The 21,527-nt window shown below is 58.5% G+C and carries 20 protein-coding genes and 2 tRNA genes; 12 read left to right on the top strand and 10 right to left on the bottom strand.

Annotated features, from left to right (window positions below):
* Nucleotides 1–201 precede the first annotated feature (201 nt).
* From ACP7AJ_RS03255 to mutS, 3 genes are all read right to left on the bottom strand, one after another.
* Nucleotides 202–284: transfer RNA gene (locus ACP7AJ_RS03255), tRNA-Leu, on the bottom strand.
* A 66-nt stretch (nucleotides 285–350) separates the two neighbouring features.
* Nucleotides 351–426: transfer RNA gene (locus ACP7AJ_RS03250), tRNA-Gly, on the bottom strand.
* Nucleotides 427–560: 134 nt separating this feature from the next.
* Nucleotides 561–3,281, bottom strand: coding sequence for a DNA mismatch repair protein MutS (gene mutS, locus ACP7AJ_RS03245; RefSeq protein ID WP_426058903.1), 2,721 nt, complete (start codon nucleotides 3,279–3,281; stop codon nucleotides 561–563).
* Between the two features lie 248 nt (nucleotides 3,282–3,529).
* On the opposite strand from mutS, the gene ACP7AJ_RS03240 reads away from it, so the two are divergent.
* The 3 genes from ACP7AJ_RS03240 to ACP7AJ_RS03230 all read left to right on the top strand — a co-directional run bounded on the left by ACP7AJ_RS03240 (nucleotide 3,530) and on the right by ACP7AJ_RS03230 (nucleotide 5,540).
* Entirely contained in the window at nucleotides 3,530–4,063 is a 534-nt protein-coding gene (locus ACP7AJ_RS03240; protein ID WP_426058742.1) for an RNA methyltransferase, read from the top strand.
* 251 nt (nucleotides 4,064–4,314) lie between these two features.
* Entirely contained in the window at nucleotides 4,315–4,758 is a 444-nt protein-coding gene (locus ACP7AJ_RS03235; protein ID WP_426058741.1) for a hypothetical protein, read from the top strand.
* A complete protein-coding gene (locus ACP7AJ_RS03230; protein ID WP_426058740.1) occupies nucleotides 4,758–5,540 on the top strand; it encodes a J domain-containing protein in 783 nt (260 codons plus the stop codon). The genes ACP7AJ_RS03235 and ACP7AJ_RS03230 overlap by 1 nt, the downstream gene beginning before the upstream one ends.
* A gap of 196 nt (nucleotides 5,541–5,736) precedes the next feature.
* On the opposite strand, the gene ACP7AJ_RS03225 is transcribed toward ACP7AJ_RS03230, so the two are convergent.
* The gene (locus tag ACP7AJ_RS03225) at nucleotides 5,737–6,507 is read right to left on the bottom strand and encodes a TerC family protein (RefSeq protein WP_426058739.1); all 771 of its coding nucleotides are present in this window, start codon (nucleotides 6,505–6,507) and stop codon (nucleotides 5,737–5,739) included.
* Between the two features lie 50 nt (nucleotides 6,508–6,557).
* Nucleotides 6,558–7,049 (bottom strand): YajQ family cyclic di-GMP-binding protein, encoded by a 492-nt coding sequence (locus tag ACP7AJ_RS03220; RefSeq protein WP_426058738.1) that lies wholly within the window; start codon nucleotides 7,047–7,049, stop codon nucleotides 6,558–6,560.
* Between the two features lie 105 nt (nucleotides 7,050–7,154).
* On the opposite strand from ACP7AJ_RS03220, the gene ACP7AJ_RS03215 reads away from it, so the two are divergent.
* Nucleotides 7,155–7,613, top strand: coding sequence for a GNAT family N-acetyltransferase (locus ACP7AJ_RS03215; RefSeq protein WP_426058737.1), 459 nt, complete (start codon nucleotides 7,155–7,157; stop codon nucleotides 7,611–7,613).
* A 6-nt stretch (nucleotides 7,614–7,619) separates the two neighbouring features.
* Here ACP7AJ_RS03215 and ACP7AJ_RS03210 read toward each other — a convergent pair whose 3' ends face one another.
* On the bottom strand, nucleotides 7,620–7,925 hold the full coding sequence (locus ACP7AJ_RS03210) for an Mpo1-like protein (protein WP_426058736.1): 306 nt from the start codon (nucleotides 7,923–7,925) through the stop codon (nucleotides 7,620–7,622).
* A 126-nt stretch (nucleotides 7,926–8,051) separates the two neighbouring features.
* On the opposite strand from ACP7AJ_RS03210, the gene ACP7AJ_RS03205 reads away from it, so the two are divergent.
* On the top strand, nucleotides 8,052–8,540 hold the full coding sequence (locus ACP7AJ_RS03205) for a PaaI family thioesterase (RefSeq protein WP_426058735.1): 489 nt from the start codon (nucleotides 8,052–8,054) through the stop codon (nucleotides 8,538–8,540).
* A gap of 77 nt (nucleotides 8,541–8,617) precedes the next feature.
* On the opposite strand, the gene ACP7AJ_RS03200 is transcribed toward ACP7AJ_RS03205, so the two are convergent.
* The gene (locus ACP7AJ_RS03200; RefSeq protein ID WP_426058734.1) at nucleotides 8,618–9,619 is read right to left on the bottom strand and encodes an NYN domain-containing protein; all 1,002 of its coding nucleotides are present in this window, start codon (nucleotides 9,617–9,619) and stop codon (nucleotides 8,618–8,620) included.
* Nucleotides 9,620–10,016: 397 nt separating this feature from the next.
* Entirely contained in the window at nucleotides 10,017–10,757 is a 741-nt protein-coding gene (locus ACP7AJ_RS03195) for a metal-dependent hydrolase (protein ID WP_426058733.1), read from the bottom strand.
* A 259-nt stretch (nucleotides 10,758–11,016) separates the two neighbouring features.
* Here ACP7AJ_RS03195 and mfd point away from each other — a divergent pair, with 259 nt between their 5' ends.
* From mfd to ACP7AJ_RS03175, 4 genes are all read left to right on the top strand, one after another.
* Complete coding sequence (mfd, locus tag ACP7AJ_RS03190) at nucleotides 11,017–14,430, top strand: transcription-repair coupling factor (protein ID WP_426058732.1); 3,414 nt, start codon at nucleotides 11,017–11,019, stop codon at nucleotides 14,428–14,430.
* A 98-nt stretch (nucleotides 14,431–14,528) separates the two neighbouring features.
* Nucleotides 14,529–14,870 carry a hypothetical protein gene (locus ACP7AJ_RS03185; RefSeq protein ID WP_426058731.1) on the top strand — a complete coding sequence of 114 codons (342 nt, stop codon included), beginning with the start codon at nucleotides 14,529–14,531 and terminating at the stop codon, nucleotides 14,868–14,870.
* A 109-nt stretch (nucleotides 14,871–14,979) separates the two neighbouring features.
* Nucleotides 14,980–15,669, top strand: coding sequence for a DUF6624 domain-containing protein (locus ACP7AJ_RS03180; RefSeq protein WP_426058730.1), 690 nt, complete (start codon nucleotides 14,980–14,982; stop codon nucleotides 15,667–15,669).
* 5 nt (nucleotides 15,670–15,674) lie between these two features.
* A complete protein-coding gene (locus ACP7AJ_RS03175; RefSeq protein WP_426058729.1) occupies nucleotides 15,675–16,124 on the top strand; it encodes a GNAT family N-acetyltransferase in 450 nt (149 codons plus the stop codon).
* A 75-nt stretch (nucleotides 16,125–16,199) separates the two neighbouring features.
* On the opposite strand, the gene ACP7AJ_RS03170 is transcribed toward ACP7AJ_RS03175, so the two are convergent.
* Nucleotides 16,200–16,904: a DsbA family oxidoreductase gene (locus ACP7AJ_RS03170; RefSeq protein ID WP_426058728.1), complete on the bottom strand. Its 705-nt coding sequence runs from the start codon at nucleotides 16,902–16,904 to the stop codon at nucleotides 16,200–16,202.
* A 152-nt stretch (nucleotides 16,905–17,056) separates the two neighbouring features.
* Entirely contained in the window at nucleotides 17,057–17,557 is a 501-nt protein-coding gene (locus tag ACP7AJ_RS03165) for a ferritin-like domain-containing protein (RefSeq protein ID WP_426058727.1), read from the bottom strand.
* A 548-nt stretch (nucleotides 17,558–18,105) separates the two neighbouring features.
* Between ACP7AJ_RS03165 and ACP7AJ_RS03160 the strand changes: the two genes are divergently transcribed.
* From ACP7AJ_RS03160 to ACP7AJ_RS03150, 3 genes are all read left to right on the top strand, one after another.
* Nucleotides 18,106–19,104 (top strand): aldo/keto reductase, encoded by a 999-nt coding sequence (locus tag ACP7AJ_RS03160; protein WP_426058726.1) that lies wholly within the window; start codon nucleotides 18,106–18,108, stop codon nucleotides 19,102–19,104.
* Between the two features lie 78 nt (nucleotides 19,105–19,182).
* Nucleotides 19,183–20,274 (top strand): glutamate 5-kinase, encoded by a 1,092-nt coding sequence (proB, locus tag ACP7AJ_RS03155; RefSeq protein WP_426058725.1) that lies wholly within the window; start codon nucleotides 19,183–19,185, stop codon nucleotides 20,272–20,274.
* 2 nt (nucleotides 20,275–20,276) lie between these two features.
* Nucleotides 20,277–21,527 (top strand): glutamate-5-semialdehyde dehydrogenase, encoded by a 1,251-nt coding sequence (locus tag ACP7AJ_RS03150; RefSeq protein WP_426058724.1) that lies wholly within the window; start codon nucleotides 20,277–20,279, stop codon nucleotides 21,525–21,527.

Raw genomic sequence — 21,527 nt, 5'->3', positions numbered from 1 at the left:
GCCTTCGGGGATGACGCCGGCATTAACGTAAGCATGGCCGAACGTGACTGACTAAGTCTGGGGTGTGCTGGTTGCAGTGGGCAGGGTGTCCCGGGTGGAGCGCTTTCAACGAAGATTTTTACAAGAATCACCTCCGCTATGCCCATCTGTACCCTAACGCATAAAAAATGCCCTTCGTGACATCACAAAGGGCATTAGTTGTACCAGAGACGGGACTCGAACCCGTACGTCCGTGAAGACAAGGGATTTTAAGTCCCTCGTGGCTACCATTACACCACTCTGGCATTTGCCCGCCGATGCGGGTTCAAACAAAAAAGACGTTGCGGTAAAGCAACGTCTTTTTTTTAATTTGGAGCGGGAGACGAGGTTCGAACTCGCGACCTCGACCTTGGCAAGGTCGCGCTCTACCAACTGAGCTACTCTCGCGGGAGGTTCATTGCTACTTTCATAGCGCTGAATGGTTCGACAAAGGTAAGGGGCTTTTTTGGCGAAGCAAATGCCAGGGGTATAAATTTTCACCTGACAGGCCTTTTCGCTTCATTTTCAGGCCGAAAAATTTCTTACTTGCCCAAGGTCAGCTTCAGCTCGTTCAGCTTCATCAAGGCTTCGATGGGTGTCAGGGTGTTAATGTCGAGGTGCTGTAGCAACTCGCGGATGCGCTCCAGCGCCGGGTCCGAGGGCTCAAACATGCTGAGCTGCACGGTAGGACGCGGGGCGGTGGCAACGGCCGAGGTAGCCCGCGGCCGCGGAACTGCGGCAACAGCCTCGGTGCCCATGGCTGCTTCCGGCGCACTCCCCGGATGAGGCGAGCCGCCGCGGTGGCCATTGCTATTGGTCAAATCTCCCAAAAAATCGTCGAACTCCGTAGGCACGCTGTCGTCGGCTCCCGCGCTGGTGCGCTCCACTTCGAGGTGGTGCATGATTTCGTTGGCGCGCAGCACCACGGAAGTAGGCATGCCTGCCAGCCGCGCCACATGGATGCCAAAGCTGTGCTCGGAGCCGCCGGGCTGGAGCTTGCGCAGAAACAGGATGCGGCCGTCGGCCTCCTTCACGGCCACGTTGTAGTTGCGCACCCGCGGGCACTCGTCGGCCAACTGGTTGAGCTCGTGGTAGTGGGTGGCGAAAAGGGTTTTGGCCTTGGCTTTGGGGTTGTTGTGCAGGTGCTCCACAATGGCCCAGGCAATGCTGATGCCGTCGTAGGTACTGGTGCCGCGGCCAATTTCGTCCATCAGCACAAGGCTGCGGTCCGAGAGGTTGTTGAGGATGGACGCGGTTTCGGTCATCTCTACCATGAAGGTGCTTTCGCCCTTGCTCAGGTTGTCGGAGGCCCCGACGCGAGTAAAGATTTTATCGATAATGCCGACCGTGGCCGCGTCAGCGGGTACGAAGGAGCCGATTTGGGCCAGTAACACAATAAGGGCCGTCTGGCGCAGCAGAGCCGACTTGCCGGCCATGTTAGGGCCGGTTATCACCACAATTTGCTGCTCGTCTTGGTTTAGGCAGATGTCGTTGGGGATGTAGCTTTCGCCGGGCGGCAACTGGCGCTCAATGACGGGGTGGCGGCCGGCGCGAATGTCGAGCACGGTGCCGTCGTTCACTACGGGCTGCACGTAGCGCTGCTGCCGGGCCGTGAGGGCAAAGCTGGCGAGGCAGTCCGTGACGCCAATGGCGCGGGCATTTTGCTGGATTTGCGGCACGAAATCGAGCGCGGCCAGCACCAAATCGGTGTAGATGCGCTGCTCAATGGCGAACAGCTGCTCCTCGGCGTTGAGGATTTTCTCCTCGTAGGTTTTCAGCTCCTCGGTCACGTAGCGCTCGGCGTTCACCAAGGTTTGCTTCCGAATCCAGGACGTAGGCACCTTGTCTTTGTGGGCATTGGTGACTTCGAGGTAGTAGCCAAAAACCTTGTTATAGGCCACTTTAAGCGACGAAATGCCAGTATTGCGCTGCTCGCGCATCTGGAGCTGCAGCAGGTAGTCTTTACCAGAAAACGCCAGGGCGCGCAATTCGTCCAGCTCGGCGTCGATGCCGGTGTTCAGCACGCCACCCTGGTTGGTGAGCAGCGGAGCGTCGGGCTTGATTTTAGCTAAAATTTCCTGCCGCAGGTTGGCACAGGGGTTGAGCTGGTCGGCGAGTTTCTCCAGGGCTTTTACGCCGGAGGCCGCCAACCGCTCGCGCATAGGAGCGATGGCCTCCAGGGCCCGGGCCAGCTGCAGCAGCTCGCGCGGGTTCACGCGGCGCACGGCCACTTTGCTGATGAGGCGCTCCAGGTCGTTTATCTGGCGCAGGTGCTGGGTGAGGTCGCCCAGCAACTCCTCGTCGGCTACCAGGGCCGCCACCGTATCGAGGCGGCGCTGAATCTGGCTGACTTCTTTCAGGGGCAGCACTATCCATTTGCGCAGCAGCCGGGCTCCCATGGGCGTCAGGGTCTGGTCGAGCACGTCGATAAGAGGCACGCCGCCGGGGTGCTGGGCGTGCACCAGCTCCAGGTTGCGCACCGTGAAGCGGTCAAGCCACACGTATTTATCTTCTTCCAAACGCCCCAGGCTGGCCACGTGGCCCAGGTCGGAGTGCTTGGTTTCGGCGAGGTAGTGAAGGATGCAGCCGGCAGCGATGATGCCTTCCTTCAGCGTATCAACCCCAAAGCCTTTTAGCGACGTGGTTTTGAAGTGGCGGGTGAGCGTGTCGTGGGCATAATCATTGCCAAAAACCCATTCATCCAGCGCGTAGGTGCAGAAATCGGGGCCGAAGTGCTGCTCAAACTCGCTCCGGCTTTTCTTGCAGAATAGCACCTCGGCGGGGCTGAAGTTTTGGAGCAGCTTGCCCAGGTAGTCCAAGGTACCCTGGGCCACCAAAAACTCGCCCGTGCTGATATCAAGAAAAGAGATGCCGGCTTCGGCTTTGCCGAAATGAATGGCGGCGAGGTAATTGTTGGAGCGTCGCTCGAGCACGTTGTCGTGCATGCTCACGCCGGGCGTCACCAACTCAGTGATGCCGCGCTTGACGAGGCCCTTGGCCAGTTTGGGGTCTTCGAGCTGGTCGCAGATAGCCACACGCTGGCCGGCCCGCACCAGCTTGGGCAGGTAGTTATCGAGGGCGTGGTGGGGGAAGCCAGCCAGGGCAATTTCGTTGGGCGTGCCGCCGCCGCGCTTGGTGAGCGTGATGTCGAGAATGCGACTGGCCGTAACGGCATCTTCACCGAAGGTCTCGTAGAAGTCGCCGACCCGGAACAAAAGCACCGCACCGGGGTGCTGCTGCTTGAGCAGGTAGTACTGCTTCATCAGGGGCGTATCGACGGGCGAACCCGGCGCAATGTGGTCGGGCCCAACGGACTTGATAACGAATTGTTTCTTGGGGGCGGCGGTTGCAGACAAAGCGAATAACCTAAGGGAACGCGCCGGGGCGCATTCAGTCGTTGGGCAAAAAAATCTGAAGCCGACTGCCAACTCTCCGGCTACTGACGCAAACATCGAACGCGCTATGGTGCGTTCCTGCGAGCACTTGGCGCCGCGGCGAAGTACCTTTGAGCATGCGAAAACTGACAATGGCCGAGCTAAACCGGGTGGCGGTAGCTGACTTCAAAAGTACGCCCAAAAGCCCGGTGGTATTGGTGCTCGACAACGTGCGGAGCCTGCACAACGTGGGGGCAGTGTTCCGCACGGCCGATGCCTTTGCCCTGGAGAAAATCTGGCTTTGCGGCATCACGGGGCGGCCACCGCATCGCGAAATCACCAAAACGGCCTTGGGCAGCGAGACGTCGGTGGCCTGGGAATTTGCGGCAGAAACCACGGCGGCCGTGGCGGCGCTGAAAGAAGCTGGCTACCAGGTAGTGGCCGTGGAGCAAACCACGGGCAGCGTATCGCTACCCAGCTTCCAGCCGGAGGCAGGCCGCCCACTGGCGTTGGTGCTTGGCAACGAGGTGTTTGGTGTCGACGACGCCGTGCTGGCTCTTTGCGACCTTGCGGTAGAAATCCCTCAATTTGGCACCAAGCACTCGCTTAATGTAGGCGTGGCGGCGGGCGTGGTTCTCTGGGATGCGCTGGTGAAGCTGGGGGTGGTATAAAGCAGCAGGCGAGAACCAGAAGGGCGTCCTCTACGTGTTTACTCGCTCTCGTACTCTTAAGGCTTTCCAGAAGCAACTGAATGAACTTTGGATTAAACTTTGTGGGTGAACCAGAAGGTTGCAAGTCATTAGTTTTGATGCTGTCAATCGCGAGGCGGGGGCAGGTAGTACGGCCACTTGCTTCCGAAACCCGTTAAGTGCTAACCTCCTCGCATTACCTCAATAGCTGCGCTTTCTAACCCTACTCTGGTATGCTTGCTGATTCCGATGTTCGCTCCGATGTAGCCTTGCTGGCCATGCGCCCGTCGGTGCCCACGGCCCCGGCAGAGCCCGGCACGGTAGGAGCCTTCCTGCATGCCACGCTGCGCCCGGTGCTAAAACTGCAAAACCAGCTGCTGCTGGCCATCGTAGCAGATTTTGTATTCGACCACCACATTCCCTTAGCCAAAGCCAGCACCACCGACCAGCAGCGGCTGCTGGCTGAACTGCTGGCCCGCAACACCAAGCTCCGCTACACCGTGGTGGGGTTGGTAAGTGGCGTGTTCAGTGCCGAGGAGTATGCTTTCTACCGCCAGCACCGGTCCGAGCTGAACCGCCGCCTGCTCGAACTGGTGCAGCAGCGCGTGCTCGACCAGACTGCCCTTGTACTTGCCTTCGCAAACGTTTCTTCTGCCAATCAGCAATTTTGCCCTTGATGACGCACTACCAGGTCTTGGAGTTGCCCGAGAATGCCTCAATAGCCGAAATTCGACGGTCTTACCGCCGGCTGGTATTCATTACGCACCCCGACCGCACGCCCGACCCACAGGCGCATGCACGGTATTTTGCCATTAACGCCGCCTATGAAGTTTTGAGCGACCCGTCGCGGCGCGTCGCCTACGATGCCAATATTCAGCCTGGTGCCTCAGCAGCCCGCCCGACCTGGCCCAACCGGGCCCGCGAAGTCGCCCGCAGCACCGCCTGGGCCACCCGTTTCGAGCCCGCCCACGTCCCCTTCACCGTTCGCCACGCAACTGCTTACAAGTGGACCATGCGCTTGCTGCGCCCGCTGTTGGTGGTTTCGCTGCTGCTGTGCGCCAGCCTGGCGCTGGACTACTTCCTAGCCACCGAGAGCACCGAAACGGTCGTGCGCAACGAAACGACTTACATTTATACAGACCAGGGTTCTTATCAAAAAACCGTTCACGAGACGAACAAGGGCACGTTTACCCTTTACAATGACCTGCCCAATGGAGCTCGGGTAGTGGTGAGGCGCACCCCCCTTTGGGGAACCGCTACTTCGGCCCGGCCCTCCTACCACCAGCGGGAGTACCCAATTTCTTCCATCTACGAAGGCAAGAAGAAAATCATCTGGCTGGGACTGTTGCTCATGGCCGCGCTCGGCCTGGCGCCCCGCCTCAAAAGTGACCACCGCTTGATGGCCTCCATAGCGGCGGTGCTGCTGCTGGTGCTTACGGCGTTTCAAATCTTATTGTAGGCCATCCCAGAATCCCAACTGGTGTCGACAAGCATAGTAAGCTCATGAAGAGCGTGAGATGCTGCGCCAGCCAAGGACGTGGCAGTGCAGCCACGCCTCATAGGAAAGCCTAACGGTTAACAACCACAACCAAAAAGGCCAACACGACGCCCTTGGTTGCGTCATGTCGGCCAGTAAGGGGGTTGTAAAAAACGCGTTAGTCGTACTGTGAGTCTCGCAACTGTACGGGCTTGCTCTTTTTTCGGAGCCGCAGGTTGAGCAATTCCACCGTCAGGGAGAAGGCCATGGCGAAGTAGAGGTAGCCCTTCTCAATCTCTTTGTGAGCCGATTCCATCACCAGCATGAAGCCAATCATGATGAGGAACGACAGGGCCAGCATTTTGATGGTGGGGTTGTTATTCACGAAACCTGCAACTACGCCGCTGAATGCCAACATAATGCCCATGGCCACTACCACGGCCGCAATCATCACGAGCACGTTGTCGACCAAGCCCACGGCCGTAAGGATAGAGTCGAAGCTGAAAACGATGTCGATGAGGATGATTTGAAAAATGATATTGCGCATCGTCACCTGCTTGCCGCCTATACCGTTTTCCTGGTCTTCCTCGCCCTGCAGCTTGTTGTGGATTTCGGTGGTGCTCTTGTATATGAGAAACAAGCCGCCGGCCAGCAAAATCAAGTCGCGTCCCGTTACCCCAAAGGGCTCGTCCATCCACGGGAGGTTGAGGTCGAACAACGAGGTTCTTAGCCCCACAATCCACGATATACTGAGCAACAGGACCACGCGGAACACCAGGGCCAGAAGCAGACCAATGGTGCGGCCACGGGCTTGCTGCTCCTCCGGCAGGCGGCCCACCACAATGGAGATGAAGATGATGTTATCTATCCCCAGCACCACCTCCATAAACGTGAGGGTAAGTAAGCTAACCCAAGTAGCTGCCTGGGCGAAAGCACCGAAATCGTACATTGATGCGAGTAGTGAAGGTAATAAGGTGGTAAAGTGGCGGAGCTTAGGAGCTAGGATTTCATGTTCACAAATTGCAGTGGCAGGCCAATGTCGGTTTTGCGGAGCACCGCGATGGCCGCCTGCAGGTCGTCAATTTTCTTGGCCGATACCCGCACCTGGTCGTCTTGCATCTGGGCTTCTACTTTCACCTTGGCATCTTTGATGGCCTTGATGATTTTGCGGCCAAAGTCTTTGTCGACGCCAGCGCGCACCTTGATGGTTTTCTTCACCAGGGCCCCGGCGGCCTGCTCATCGGCCGAAAAGTCGAGGCTGGTACCGTCGATGCCCTGCTTTACTACTCGGCCCAGCAGAATATCCTCCAAGGCTTTGAGGCGCATAGAGTTTTCCGACGACAGCAGGATGGTGTTCTCCTTTTTGTTCAACTCGATGCCACCCTTCGTGTCGCGGAGGTCGTAACGGGTCTGGAGTTCTTTCTGAGCCGTGTTCACCGCGTTTTCCAAGGTTTGCGGGTCTACTTTGCTCACGATGTCGAAGGATGCCATAGCGGGGTGGGTCGTAGTTTTGAGATGAGTAATCGGCCGGAGCCGGGTGCAAAGGTAACGGCCCAACTCTGCCATGGTTGCGTGCTTTTAATCACGGTTCAAATTATGCCCAATTCGCCCATCCGCCCGCCCCGCACTCCTGCCGAATGGGAGGCGTATTACGAGTTACGCTACACGGTGCTCCGCGAGCCTTGGCAGCAGCCCCGCGGCTCGGAGCGCAGCCCCGCCGACGAGGAGCCCGGCACCATTCACGCCCTGCTGCTGGAGGACGAAACCAGCGAGCACCCCATGGCCCTGGCAGTGGGCATGCTGCAACCTACCACTTCCCAGCAGGGGCAAGTGCGGTTTATGGCCTGTGCCCCCCAAGCGGCGGGCACAGGCCTGGGCCGCCAGATAATGGCTGCACTGGAAGCCCGGGCGCAGGCAGCGGGCCTCTCAGAAATTGTGCTGCACTCGCGCGAATCGGCGGTCGGCTTTTACGAGCGGCTGGGCTACGTGGTGGTAGCCCCCTCGCACACGCTGTTCGGGATTATTCCGCATTTTTTGATGCGCAAGCAACTCTAGCGGGTGTTAGAATTTCTCACGGCCGCTCCATAGGTCGGCATACATACGAAAATCGCCGAGTAGGGAAAACCACGGCTGCTGGAAAGTAGACGGGCGGTTGCGCTCGACAAAAAAGTGGCCCACCCACGCAAACCCATAAGCCGCCAAGATGCCCACAGGCAGCCATCCCCACTGCCCGGTGACGGTCAATGTTACCAAAGAAATCAAAAATAGCGTAGTTCCTATAAAGTGCAGCACCCGGGTACCGCGCTTGCTGTGCTCACGTAGGTAGCGCGGGTAGAATTCAGCGAAAGTGAGCGGCAAAGCAGACATGGTTGGGGCAATAGCGATGATGTAGGTAGCGAAGCCAGCATGAGCCAGCTTAAGTTTGGTAAATGAAGCTGATTTTCGGCACAATTACTAGTTCAATTCATTTAATTAGATTTTCCTTCATACTCCGTGTCCGATACTGACTCTGTCACTCGCCGCATTCCTGACTTGGCCGCCATGGTGGCCGCGTACAACGCCATGAACCGCTACGGACAGGCCAACGGCATGGACCTGCACGTGCCCGCCCCCGGCCAGGCCGAGTATCGCATGATAGTCAGGGAAGAGCACCTTTCCTCTCCCAACACCTGCCACGGTGGCGTGCTCGCCGGCCTAATGGATGCAGCTCTGGGCGCAGCCGCACTTTCTCAGGCTTTCACCACCCTGGAGTTTGTGTCGACCGTGGAGTTCAAGATGAACTACCTGCACGCCGTGCACCTGCACGATGTGCTGGTGGCAAAGGGTTTGGTGGACCACACCGGCAAAAAGCTGGTGGTGAGCAGCTGTGTCATTTATCGCGTAGCCCAAGGCAAGGAAGATGTGGCCGTTGCCCGCGGCCTTGGCACCTTCAACCGCTACCCGGCCGACAAGCGTGACTTCGCGAAGCTGGTGATGAGCTAAGAGCTGTGTGTTCAAAAAAAGGCTCGCCTGGTAAACCAGACGAGCCTTTTTAGTTTCTAACTTTTTGAATTCTGGCTTTACAGCTCGGCTGTGGCGGCGTGCACGATTACGGGCTCGTACTCATCCTCCATGTCGCTGAGCTGCGGAGCAGCTACTTTGCGCACGTTGCGGGCACAATCCTCGTCGCGGTGGTTGCGACCCACGGTGAACTCCACCCAATCGCCTTCGCGCAGGTCGTTGAAGTCACCTTCGGTGAGGTCGGCGTAGCTGAAGAACAGATTGTTGGGCGGCATCACCACGAAGCCGAAGCCGTTCTTCAAGTTTTTGATGGTGCTCATGCCTAGCGTGCCCACGGGGCCAGCGGCGGTGGGGCCGGTGGGGCGCACCAGCTTGGGAGCCGAGGCAGTGCTGGGGGCAAAAGCGGCAGGTTCCGACTGGTTCACAAACAGGGCTTCTACAATTTCGTCCTGGGTCTGCAGGCCGCGGTCGATGACGTCGTGCATGGCCACGGGGTAGGTGACCTGCTCCAGCAACTGCTGCGAAGCGCGGGTAACGCGGGTTTCGCCTTTGAAATCTTCGTATTTGAAGTCCCAGTTCAGCAGCATCACGCGGGTTCCCACGGTGTTGAGCTTGCGGATGAGGGGCACGTAGTCACTGTCGCCGGCGATGAGCACCACCACGTCCAGGGTTTTGTGCAGGGCCAGTTCGAGGGCTTCGAGGGAGAGCCACACGTCGATGCCTTTTTCCTGGAGGCGGCCGTCGCGGGTTTTCAGCGCCATGTAGTGCGTTTGCACGCCCAGGTTCATCAGAATGTCGTCGAGCAGGCGGTCGTGGAACAGTCGGTCCTTGTCGCGGGCTTCTGTGGCGGAGAGACGGCCACGGAAAAAGTGCGCGTCGGTTATTTGTGCCAAACGCACGTCTACATCCTCTTCTTCTGCAACTTGATGGCGTATATATTCATGTAATCCTTCCAGGCTGATGCGGGCCTTGCGTTCGTGCTGGAAATAATAATAGTCACTTATTTTTAAAAAATAGTTGCCGTCATAGAAGACACCAACCCGAATTAAGGGGCTGTTCATCTGGTTCATGGTAATGATTTTTATTAAAGTTAGAAATGCGTTTTAGGTGGTACAAATTGTGTGTGGATTGGGTAGAATCGCCACGAAAGCAGGGCACAAGTGCTCCTGCTGCAAGTACATGACAATCGGTATAGCACTATTTCTTCTGGTAGCTGCGCCCGGTGTGCAGCACGTCCCGACTAGATGTTATAATAATTGCTTGACTTAATAGAATGCCCAAGGGCCGGGGCTACTGATAACGCTGGATAGTAATACGAAGTCAATAACAACACCGCCTTGATAAACTGGCATATCTGCTGCGAAGCTAATGGTATTGGCTGACTTATGCAATAGGACGGGCCTGCAGGACAGCAGGCAATTGGGCTCAATTACCCCGTAGCTTTATCTAAGCCACCGTCTAAAAACCAATATTGCCGATTACCAACCCCAAAACCAACAGTCCATAGCCGGCGCAAATGGCTATTTCGAGCAGGTTACCGGAGGCCGAACCAGTGGTGATAATTGGCAGTTTAAAAGAATAACCCGATACCGGCAGAAACCATCTAACCCCGGCCTTAGTCAAACTATCTGCTACCAAATGAGATACATATCCGCCACCAGCAAAGAGCGCGACACTACTCCAACCGAGGTGCTTCTCGGCTAGGTAGCCGATGTACGTCCAGAGGGCGGTGGCCCAGATGGTATGCGTCCAGGAGCGGTGCGAAGTGAAGGGCGCCAGCGCCACAAACGTTCCCAATAAACTTAGCCACAATTGCTCGGTGTAGAGGCCGGCTACCACCGTGCCCAGGCCCGTGAACAGCAACGCCAGCCGACGCGCTGAGCCACCCTGCATGCCCACACCTATCAGCCCGAAGGCCAGGGCCGCGGTGTAGTAGAGCCGCTGCTCGGAGCCAGGGACCAGTTGCAGGTAGGAATAGGCACCCAGCAGCAGGGCGCCTGCCGCAAACGCCCACCGCACGTAGTTCTGGGAGAAACCCAGCCGCTTGCTGAGGCGGCTATCGGGGTGGTCGAGGTCGGGGGCCAAGCTGGAGAAGCCGGCCAGGGCAATGCCAGGCAGCGAAAACGGAGTCCCCGGCACCAAGCCCGCAATAGCTACGCCGGTGATGAGGCCAATGGCCAAGTGAGAAGAGCCGCGCATGGGGTTGGTGCTAGGGTCGGTTATCAGAATTGGAGCTTGTCGTAGGTATCAAGGGCAACTGCTGACTGGCGTTTGCCTGACAACCGACAACGAGCAACTGACAACTAAGCTTAGGCAGCGCCCCTCCGACCACGAAACCACGAAGCTACGGGTAGGCTACGGAAACCTTACCTTCGGCTACACTGTATCCTAAGCCCCTGCCCGACCGGAATCTCTCCGGCCGGGCTACTGTATTTGTTGTTCGCAAGCCATATTTTCTGTGCAAGTAGCTGACTTCCTCCGCCTCTATCGTCTTTCTCCGGAGCTGCAAAGCCTGGCGGCGCGCCTGCGTGGTGCCGCCAAGCCTGACCCCGGCAGTGTACGCCTGCATTTGCGTGGCCTGGTGGGCAGCCAGGATGCGGTGGTGGCGGCCGCCGTGGCCCACGGCCAGCACCCGCACGTGTTTGTGCTGCACGACAAGGACGAGGCGGCTTATTTCCTATCCGACTTGCAGCATCTGCTGCCCGAAGGGCCCGAGGCGCTGCTGTTTCCGAGTTCATACAAGCGGCCCTATCAGTTTGATGAAACGGAAAACGCCAACGTGCTGATGCGCGCCGAGGCCCTGAACCGGCTGAATACGACGCGCGCGGCCACGACTGGCAACAGCGTGTTCATCGTGACCTACCCGGAGGCCTTGACGGAGAAGGTTATCAACCGCCAGAGTTTGGTGAAGAACACCTTCAACGCGAAAGTGGGCGACAAGCTGGATGTGAACTTTCTGGGCGAGCTGCTGGGTGAGTACGATTTTGAGAAGACTGATTTTGTGTACGAAGCCGGGCAGTACGCCGTGCGCGGTGGCATTGTAGACGTGTTCAGCTACGCCAATGAGCTGCCGTTTCGACTGGAGCTTTTTGGCGATGAGATTGAGAGCATCCGGACGTTTAACCCGGAGACGCAGCTGTCGGTAGAGCCGCGGCCCAGCATCAGCATCATTCCCAACGTGCAGACGAAAATGCTGACAGAAACGCGGGAGGCATTCTTTGACTTTCTGCCCCGCACGGCCTGTATCTGGCTGAAAGACGTGCGCCAGACGCTGGATGTAGTGACGGAGCTATTTGAGAAGGCTGAGGCCAACTTCCAGCAGATGCTGAGCGAGGCCGGCGGCATGCAAATCGTGAGCAAGCCAGGCGACTTATTTGAATCGGGCAAGAATTTCAAGAAGTTGCTCGATGAGTTCGCGGTGGTGGAGTTCGGCAAACGCTTTCATTTTAAGAATGCCGAAACCTTCCAGTTTTCGGCCAAGCCGCAGCCCAGCTTCAACAAGGAGTTTGAGCGGATGGTGAAGAACCTGAAGGAGAATCAGCTCCGGGGTTTCACCACTATAATCACCGCCGACACGGTACGGCAAGCCGACCGGCTGCGGACCATATTCGATGAGCTGGACAACAACGTCAAGTTTCAGCACCTGCTACTGGCCCTGCGCGAAGGCTTTATTGATGAGCAGCTGGAGTTGGCCGTGTATACCGACCATCAGCTGTTTGAGCGCTACTACCGCGCACAGGAAACCAAGAAGTTCTCGAAGAAGAAGGCGCTGACGCTGCGCGAGCTGAAGACCCTGCAGCCCGGCGACTACGTGACGCACCAGGACTACGGCATTGCGCGCTTTGCGGGCCTGACGCAGGTGGAAATCAACGGGCAGATTCAGGAGGCCATCCGGCTAGTTTATCGGGATGATGACTTGCTGACCGTAAGCATACACTCGCTGCACAAGATTGCGAAGTATAGCGGCGCCGAGGGCTCGCCGCCTACCATGAGCAAGCTGGGCTCACCGGAGTGGGAGAACAAGAAAAAGTCGGTTAAGAAGAAGGTAAAGGACATTGCGGCCGACCTGATTCGGCTGTATGCGAAGCGCAAAACGGCGCCGGGCTTCGCGTTCTCGCCGGATGGCTTTATGCAGGCCGAGCTGGAGTCAAGCTTCATCTACGAGGACACGCCCGACCAGGCCAAGGCTACCGAGGACGTGAAGCAGGACATGCAGCAGCCCCACCCCATGGACCGGCTTGTTTGTGGCGACGTGGGCTTTGGCAAGACGGAAATTGCCATTCGGGCGGCTTTCAAGGCCGTGGCCGATGGCAAGCAGGCGGCCGTGCTGGTGCCCACCACCATCCTGGCCATGCAGCACTACAAGACCTTCCGCGACCGGCTGGCTACGCTGCCCGTGACGGTGGAGTACATCAACCGCTTCAAGTCGACGAAGCAGATAAAAGAAACCCTGCAGCGCGTGGCCGAAGGGAAAACGGATATCCTCATCGGTACTCATCGGCTCACAAACAAGGACATCAAGTTTAAAGACCTGGGCCTGCTCATTATTGACGAAGAGCAGAAGTTCGGGGTAAAGACTAAGGACAAGCTCAAGGAGCTGAAAGTGAACGTGGATACGCTCACGCTTTCGGCCACGCCCATTCCGCGCACGCTGCACTTCTCGCTGATGGGCGCCCGCGACCTGAGTGTGATTGCCACGCCGCCGCCCAACCGACAGCCGGTGAGTACGGAACTGCACGTGTATGATGAAATTCTGATTCGCGACGCGGTGGCGCGGGAGCTGAAGCGCGGCGGGCAGGTGTTCTTCGTGCACAACCGCGTGAAGGACATTGAGGAAATGGCCAGCACCATTCTGCGCCTTGTGCCCGATGCTAAAATCACCTACGCCCACGGGCAGATGGACGGCGAGATGCTGGAGAAGCGCATGATGAAGTTTGTGGAGGGAGAATACGACGTGCTGGTTTCGACGAACATCATCGAAAGCGGCTTGGACATTCCCAACGCCAACACCATCATCATCAACCGCGCCCACCTGGCCGGCCTGAGCGACCTGCACCAGATGCGCGGCCGCGTAGGCCGCTCCAACCGCAAGGCGTATTGCTACCTGCTCACGCCGCCCGTGGCGCAGCTGCCGGCCGATGCCCGCAAGCGCCTGAGCACGCTGGAGGAGTTTTCGGACCTGGGCGCGGGCTTCAACGTGGCCATGCGCGACCTCGACATTCGCGGCGCGGGCAACCTGCTGGGTGGCGAGCAGTCGGGCTTCATCAACGACCTGGGCTACGAAACTTACCACCAGATTCTGGACGAGGCCGTGCAGGAACTGAAGGAAACCGAGTTCCGCGACCTGTTCCTTGGCGACTCCAACCAGCGCCTGCAAATGGCAGCTGGTGCCGGCCGCCAGCACGAATGCAACGTGGAAACCGACCAGCAAGTGCTCATCCCGGAGAAGTACGTGAGCAACGTTTCGGAACGCCTGCAGCTTTATGCCAAGCTCGACCGCGCCCAGAAGCCGGAGGAGCTGCGCAAGCTACTCGCCAGCATGGTGGACCGGTTTGGACCGCTGCCACCCGAAGTGGAGCAGCTGGCCGACATTGTGCGGCTGCGCTGGCAGGCCTGCAAGGCGGGCTTCACTAAAATTACCCTCAAGCGCGACACGCTGAAGGGCTACCTGCCGGCCGACGACGACCACAAGCAGTATTTCCAAGGCGAGCAGTTCGGCACCATCCTTAACTACGTGCAGACGCACTCGCGCACGGCCAGCTTGAAGGAGAAAAAGGAGCAGCTGATTGTGACGTTTGAGGAAGTGCGCTCCATTCAGCAGGCCAAGCGGGTGCTGAGCGAGCTGGGCAGCGAAGAACCGGTGGCGGCCTAAGCTGAACGGTAAGTATTATTTGCCAACGACAGGAGCAACAATGCCGTAAATGAGCCAGTTGTAATTGCATCCCACCTATTCTCAATCCGACTTCAGTTATGAAAAATATCCTCATTCTGGCCGCTCTGGTCATTAGCACTGCTAGTGCATCGGCCCAGACACCAAATTCGCGTAGTGGCTCACCAGCGGCCGCTGAGCGGGCCGCCAGCCGCACCAACGCTAGCCCAGCACAAAGTCCTGTGACCATTACTCCGAACTACTCGCCGGGCATCGGGCAGCGAGTTGGCCGCCAAACCAATACCACGCCAGCCACTGGCCCAACGCGGGCTTCGCGTTCAAGCTCCAAGCCCAAAACGCGCGGCCAATCCCGGGCCACGGGCAGCACCAACATTGAAAGCGTGAGCAAAACCGAGGTAGGCCGCGAATTGCCCAAAAAGTAAAAACCTAAATAGCCTTCTCACTAGGCAATAAACCCGGCCCGACGCTGTTGCAGCGGGCCGGGTTTATTTTGGTAGTCCCTTGAGGCAAAGCCGTTCCTTTGTTGCGCCTATGAAAGTTGTCGTTTTGGCTATTCTACTGTTGTCAACCACCCATTCGGTTGTGGGTCAATCGCGGCTTAATCTTGTATTGAAGCGGGAGTTGGATAGCATTTACGTCGTGGACCAGCGGTGGCGGAGCATGCTGTTTGACCAGCGCCTGAGCCGCAAGCCCGACTCACTGGCGGCAGCGCTGGGGGTAAGCACCGAGGCCCTGGGGCCCTACATCGGCCGCCGCATGCAGCAGACCGATTCGTCGAACCAAGTGCGGGTGCGCGCCATTCTGAAGCAGTACGGCTACCCAGGCAAGACGCTAGTGGGCACGCCCACCAACGAGGCCGCGTGGTTTGTCATTCAGCACTCCGACGACATCAAAACTTACCTCCCGCTCATAAAAAAGGCAGCCAAGCGTGACGAACTGCCCTTTTACCTGTATGGCCAGATGCTGGACCGCCAGCTCATGCGCGAAGGCAAGGAGCAACTCTACGGCACGCAGGCGCTGGGGTACAACATCCGGAGCACAGCCACCGGGCAGCGCGAGCCCCAGCCGCCCTTTGTGTGGCCCATCAAAGACGCGGCGAAAGTGAACGAGCGCCGTAAGAAAGCCGGCTTCCCAACCACTGTGGAGCAAAACGCCGCCAACCTAGGCATTACCTACCGCGTGGTGACGCTGGATGAGGTGGCCCGCATGCCTAAAGAATAATTCGAATGACCCTCCACTGGACCATTAAACCTTACGAAGACCTCACCCTGAACGAACTCTACGAGCTGCTGCGGCTGCGTGTCGAGGTATTTATAGTAGAACAGAACTGCGTTTTCCAGGACCTCGACCGGCAAGACGACCAAGCCTACCACCTGCTCGGCCACACCGAGGCCGGTGAGCTAGCCGCTTATGCCCGGCTTTTTGACGCTGGCATCAGCTACGAAGAAGTAGCCATTGGCCGCGTGATTGTGTCGCCCGCACAGCGGCGGCACGGTCTGGGCCAGGAACTCATGCGGCAGGCCATTGCGCACTGCGAGGTATTGTATGGACCGCAGCCCATCAAAATTGGCGCGCAGCAATACCTGGAGCGGTTTTACCAAGGCTTTGGGTTCGTGCAGTGCGGGGAGGGATATTTGGAGGATGGTATTCCGCACATTCCCATGCGACGGGCATAGCTGCAAAAATAAAAACGTCATGCTGAGCGGAGCCAAAGCATGACGTTTTAAGGTCGTAGGAGCAGATGCCTTTGCTTACACTTCGCAGCCGTCGGGCCCGCAAGCGGTGCCGTCGGCCAGCATTACCGGGGCTGGGTTGGCAGGCTTCGATTCGTCCCATACTTTCTCGAGCACTTCTGAAAAGAGCTCGGCGGGCTGGGCGCCAGAAACAGCGTACTTGTCTTCGAATACAAAGAAGGGCACGCCGCGCACGTTGATTTGCTGGGCCTGGTACTCGTCGTGACGAACAGCTTCGGCGTAAGTGCCGGCTGTGAGCGCAGTCCGGGCTTCCTCGGCGTCGAGGCCTATTTCGGCAGCCAAGGCTACCAGGGTATCGATTTCATTCAAATTCTGGCCCTGGAGGTAATAGGCAGCCATGAGGCGCTCCTTGGCTTCGTCCTGCTTGCCATGTTTGGCGGCCAGATGAATGAGCTGATGCCCGAGGAAGGTGTTGGTGGGCACGGCGTTATCGAAGTCATATTGCAGGCCTACTTCTTTAGCCATGTTGGCCATGTAGTCGCTCATTTCTTTGGCCTGAGCCACGGGAATTCCTTTTTTCTGAGCCAACGACTCGTACACGTTGCGGCCGGGCTCCGGCTTGTATTCGGGAGTGAGCTCGAAGCTGCGCCACACTACTTCTACGTTGTCGGCGTGCGGAAATTTTTCCAGTGCCTGCTCAAAGCGGCGCTTGCCGATGTAGCAGAAGGGGCAAACGATGTCGGACCAGATTTCAACTTTCATAATAGAGGAGCCAAGGTGGATTGATGTACGTACAACAATCGGGGCACAACAAAAAGTTTATTCAAGGCGCCTAAATACAAAAGCCCACTGTGTAGCGCAAAGCGGAGCACAGTGGGCTTTTGTTGGGTTTTCACCCGCGGCTAGGCCTGGGCTTACAGCTTCTGCTCAGCTTTGGTGTTAACGCGCGCTTCAGCCAATTCCGTGAGGAGTTTGTCGGTTTTCTTTTCTTCTTCCAGGGTCTGGCGCAGCAGCTCGGCTGCCTGGGTCATGCCGAGGTCTTCGGTCATGCGTACGGCCGTGCCGTAACAGGCAATTTCATAATGCTCTATCTTCTGGGCAGCGGCGATGAGCATGGCATCGAGTATCTCGGGCGACGAATCCTTACGCAACAGCTTCTCCGTGTCGCTAATGAGTCCCTTCACGGCGGAGTTCGCCTCGCGGGTAGGCTTAATGTCCATCATGTTCATGATTTGCTCGAGCCGGGCTATTTGCTGCTGGGTTTCGACCCCGTGCGTCTCAAAAGCCGCCTTGAGTTGGGGGTCACTTGCGCTTTCAATCATGGCGGTCATGCCCTCAAGAGCCTGGGTTTCGCCGCTGTGCATCATCTGGACGTCGTGCATCAGCAAGTCCTGCATCGAATTCAACTGGTTCATGGGAAAAGGAATAAGGGTGAATGTGGAAAAAGTAGGGTTGGAAAAGAATCATCCCGACGACTGTCAGGATGCAAAAAGTGCAGTGAACGAGTCCGGTCTCTCAGCTTCCGCGAAGCGCCCTCCGTAACCGGTCCTTATTTGAGCAGAAGGTTTACCAGCTTTCACCCAGCTAGCTAAGTTCTTCGTTGGTCTTTTTATCATGCGCGGCAGGCCAGCACTGGTGAGGTTCTCGGCGCTATACATAGCCTGTGCTCCGTGGTTCAGCAAGTCGCAGAGGTCTGTGATTTGGCTGGCCATAATAACTTGTGAGTAATCGAGTGTCTTTTAACAAGATGTGTGATGGAAGTACGACGGACCAGGCATCAGGTTGAATGCTTTTTTCTTAAGTCGTGGCTGTCAGTTTTTTTTTCTGCTCGCGGTACAGCTTGTTCGCCTAGTGAGGCACGAGGTGGCGGCCGGGTGCAACATTCCGCTACGAGCAGTAGTTAGCTGCCCAGTACCCGCTCCGCAGGAAGCGGCCTTTTTTCAATCTGCCCAAAACACCTCTCATGGAATTCCAAGAATTAGGCACCTCCGGCGTCACCGTTTCGCGCATCACCTTTGGTAGCTGGGCCGCCGGCGGCTGGATGTGGGGCGGCACCGAGCAAAACGACGCCGTGGGCGCCATCCACGCCAGCTACGAGCTGGGCGTGACCAGCATCGACACGGCGCCCGTGTACGGCATGGGTTTCAGCGAAGAAATCGTGGGCGAAGCCATCAAGAGTCTCCCGCGCGACAAGGTGCAGGTGCTCACCAAATTTGGCATGCGCTGGGACCTGGCACAGGGCGACTTTGCCATGAAAACCAAGGACAACAACGGCCAGGACCTCGACGTGTACAAGTACGCCAGCCGCGACAGCATCATCAAGGAGTGCGAAGACAGCCTGCGCCGCCTCGGCACCGACTACATTGACCTCTACCAGCAGCACTGGCCCGACATCACGACCCCCATCGATGAGACCATGGAGGCCCTGAGCCGCCTCATTGAGCAGGGCAAGGTGCGCGCCGCCGGCGTGAGCAACTACTCGGTGGCCCAGATGCAGGAAGCCGAAAAAACGCTAACCCTCGCCTCCAACCAAGTGCCCTACAGCATGGTGCGCCGCGAGATTGAAGCCGATGTGGTGCCGTATTGCGTCGAAAACAACAAGGCCATTCTGGTATACAGCCCCCTGCAGCTGGGCTTGCTGACCGGCAAAATCAAGCCGGGCCAGACTTTTGGCGAAGGCGACCTGCGGGCTGGCCATCGCTTCTTCACGCCCGAATACGTGACTCGTGTCAACGCAGTGCTCAACAAAATTCGGCCGCTGGCCGAAACCAAAAACGCCACTCTCGGTCAGCTTGTGCTGCGCTGGACGCTGGCGCAGCCGGGCATTACGGTGGCCCTGGTGGGCGCTCGCAACCCCGAACAGGCTGTGCAAAACGCCCGCGCCATGAATTTTGAGCTCACCTTTGAGGAACTGGACTTCATCAACAAACAGCTGGGGGCACTGGCCCCGGCGGCAGTGTAGCGTTTCAATCCGGGCCTGCTACCAGAAGATGCATAGCAGGCCCGAGATGAGATGGGTGCTGGCTCTATCTTTGGTGCCGTGCCCCTCGCCTACCGCCGTCTCGTTGTCAAAATCGGTTCCAACGTGCTTACCCAGGACAATGGCTTGCCCGACCTGGACCGCATGGAGCAATTAGTTGCCCAGATTGCGGCCCTCAAAGCGCAGGGGCTGGAGGTAATTCTTGTGTCATCGGGCGCCGTGGCGGCGGGACGCAGCCTGATTTCATTGCCCGCAAAAGCCGACGCCGTGCGTGGGCGCCAGCTATTGGCGGCAGTGGGCCAGGTGAAGTTGCTGAGCACTTACGCCGAGCTGTTTGGGCAACACAACTTGCTGTGCGCCCAGGTACTGGTAACCAAGGAGGATTTCCGCGACCGCCAGCACTACCTCAACATGCGCAACTGCTTCCAGGAGTTGCTGCTGCGCGAGGTGATTCCCATTGTGAATGAGAACGACGTCATTGCGGTAACGGAGCTCATGTTTACCGACAACGACGAGCTGGCCGGGCTGATTGCCGCGCAGCTCGGAGCCGATGCGCTGATTATCCTCACCAACGTCGACGGCATTTTTGACGGCGACCCGCGCCTGCCCAGCTCGCAACTGCTCCGCCAGATTGCGCCCACGGCCACTGGCTTTGCCAACTTCGTCACCAGCCAACGCTCGCAGTTTGGGCGCGGCGGCATGCTCACCAAGTGCCACATGGCCCACAAAGTAGCCAAACTGGGCATCAGCGTGCACATTGCCAACGGCAAAACGGCTGATATTCTGCCCGCGGTGTTGGCCGAAACGGCGGCGCACACCTGGTTTCAACCCAGCAGAACGGCCTCGGGCAAGAAGAAGTGGCTGGCCACGTCCCAGGACGCGGCCAAAGCGGCCGTGCGCCTGAACGCGGGCGCCGTGGCCGCCCTCACCGCCGCTGGCAAGGCTACCAGCTTGCTTCCGGTGGGAGTAGTGGCCATTGAGGGGCAGTTCCGCAAGGGCGATATCATTCGCCTGACCAATGAAAAGGGCCAGGCTTTGGGCCTGGGCATTGCCGAATACGGCTCGGATAAAGCCATGGAGCGCCTGGGCCAGCAACACCAGCGCCCATTAGTACACTACGACTATTTGTTTCTCACCCCTACCCCTGCCTGACCGTGGAGCTGAGCCCCGTTTTTGAAGCCACCCGCCAAGCCAGCCGCGCGCTGGCTTCCTTCGCGCCCGCGGCCACCGATGCCCTGCTGCACGACCTGGCCGATGCCACCGAAGCCCAAACCCCGTTTCTGCTGGCCGAAAATGCCCGGGACCTGGCCCTCATGCCCGCCACCGACCCGCGCCACGACCGGCTGCGCCTCACCGCCGAACGCCTCCGCGGCATGGCCGACGACCTGCGCAACGTGGCCGCTCTGCCCACGCCGCTAGGCCAGGTGATGGCCGAAACCGACCGCCCCAATGGCTTGCGTCTAACCAAAGTGCGCGTGCCCCTGGGCGTGGTCGGCATTATATACGAAGCGAGGCCCAACGTAACGTTCGACAGCCTGGCACTGTGCCTGAAAACCGGCAATGCCTGCCTACTGAAAGGCGGCTCCGACGCAGCCTTTTCCAACGCGGCGTTGCTGGAAGTAGCCCGGCCCGTGCTGGAGCGCCACGGCCTGCCCACCGCCGTTGCCACCCTCCTGCCGCCCGACCGCACTGCTACCGCAGCCCTGCTCGCGGCCGTAGGCTTTGTCGATGTGCTGATTCCGCGCGGCAGCCAGCAACTCATTACCTATGTGCGGGAAAACGCCCGGGTGCCGGTCATTGAAACCGGGGCCGGCATTGTGCACACCTACTTCGATGAAACCGGGGATTTGACTAAGGGCCAGGCCATTATTCACAATGCTAAAACCCGTCGTGTGAGCGTGTGCAACGCCCTCGACTGCCTGCTGCTGCACGAGGCCCGGCTAACTGATTTGCCCGCGCTGCTGGCGCCGCTGGCTGCGGCCGAGGTGCAGCTCTTTGCCGATGAGGCCGCGCATGCTGCCATCGCCGGCCACTACCCGCCCGAGCTACTGGCACCCGCCACGGAAGCCCATTTCGGCACTGAGTTTCTATCGCTGAAAATGGCCGTAAAAACTGTGGGCTCTTTGGAAGAAGCCCTGGACCACATTGCCCAGCACGGCTCGCGCCACAGCGAGGCCATCGTGTCGGAAAACCAGGCGCACCTCGACACTTTTTTGCGCACCGTGGATGCCGCCGCCGTGTACGCCAACGCCTCCACGGCCTTCACCGATGGCGCCCAATTTGGGCTGGGCGCCGAAATCGGTATTAGTACCCAAAAGCTGCACGCCCGCGGCCCGATGGGCCTGGAGGAGCTGACGAGCTACAAGTGGCTGGTGCGCGGCGATGGCCACATCCGAACGTCCTAA

The sequence above is a fragment of the Hymenobacter sp. B1770 genome (assembly GCF_049896385.1).
GTDB lineage: Bacteria > Bacteroidota > Bacteroidia > Cytophagales > Hymenobacteraceae > Hymenobacter.
The sequence above is the reverse complement of the archived record's forward strand: the minus strand, read 5'-3'. Positions and strand labels throughout refer to the sequence as shown.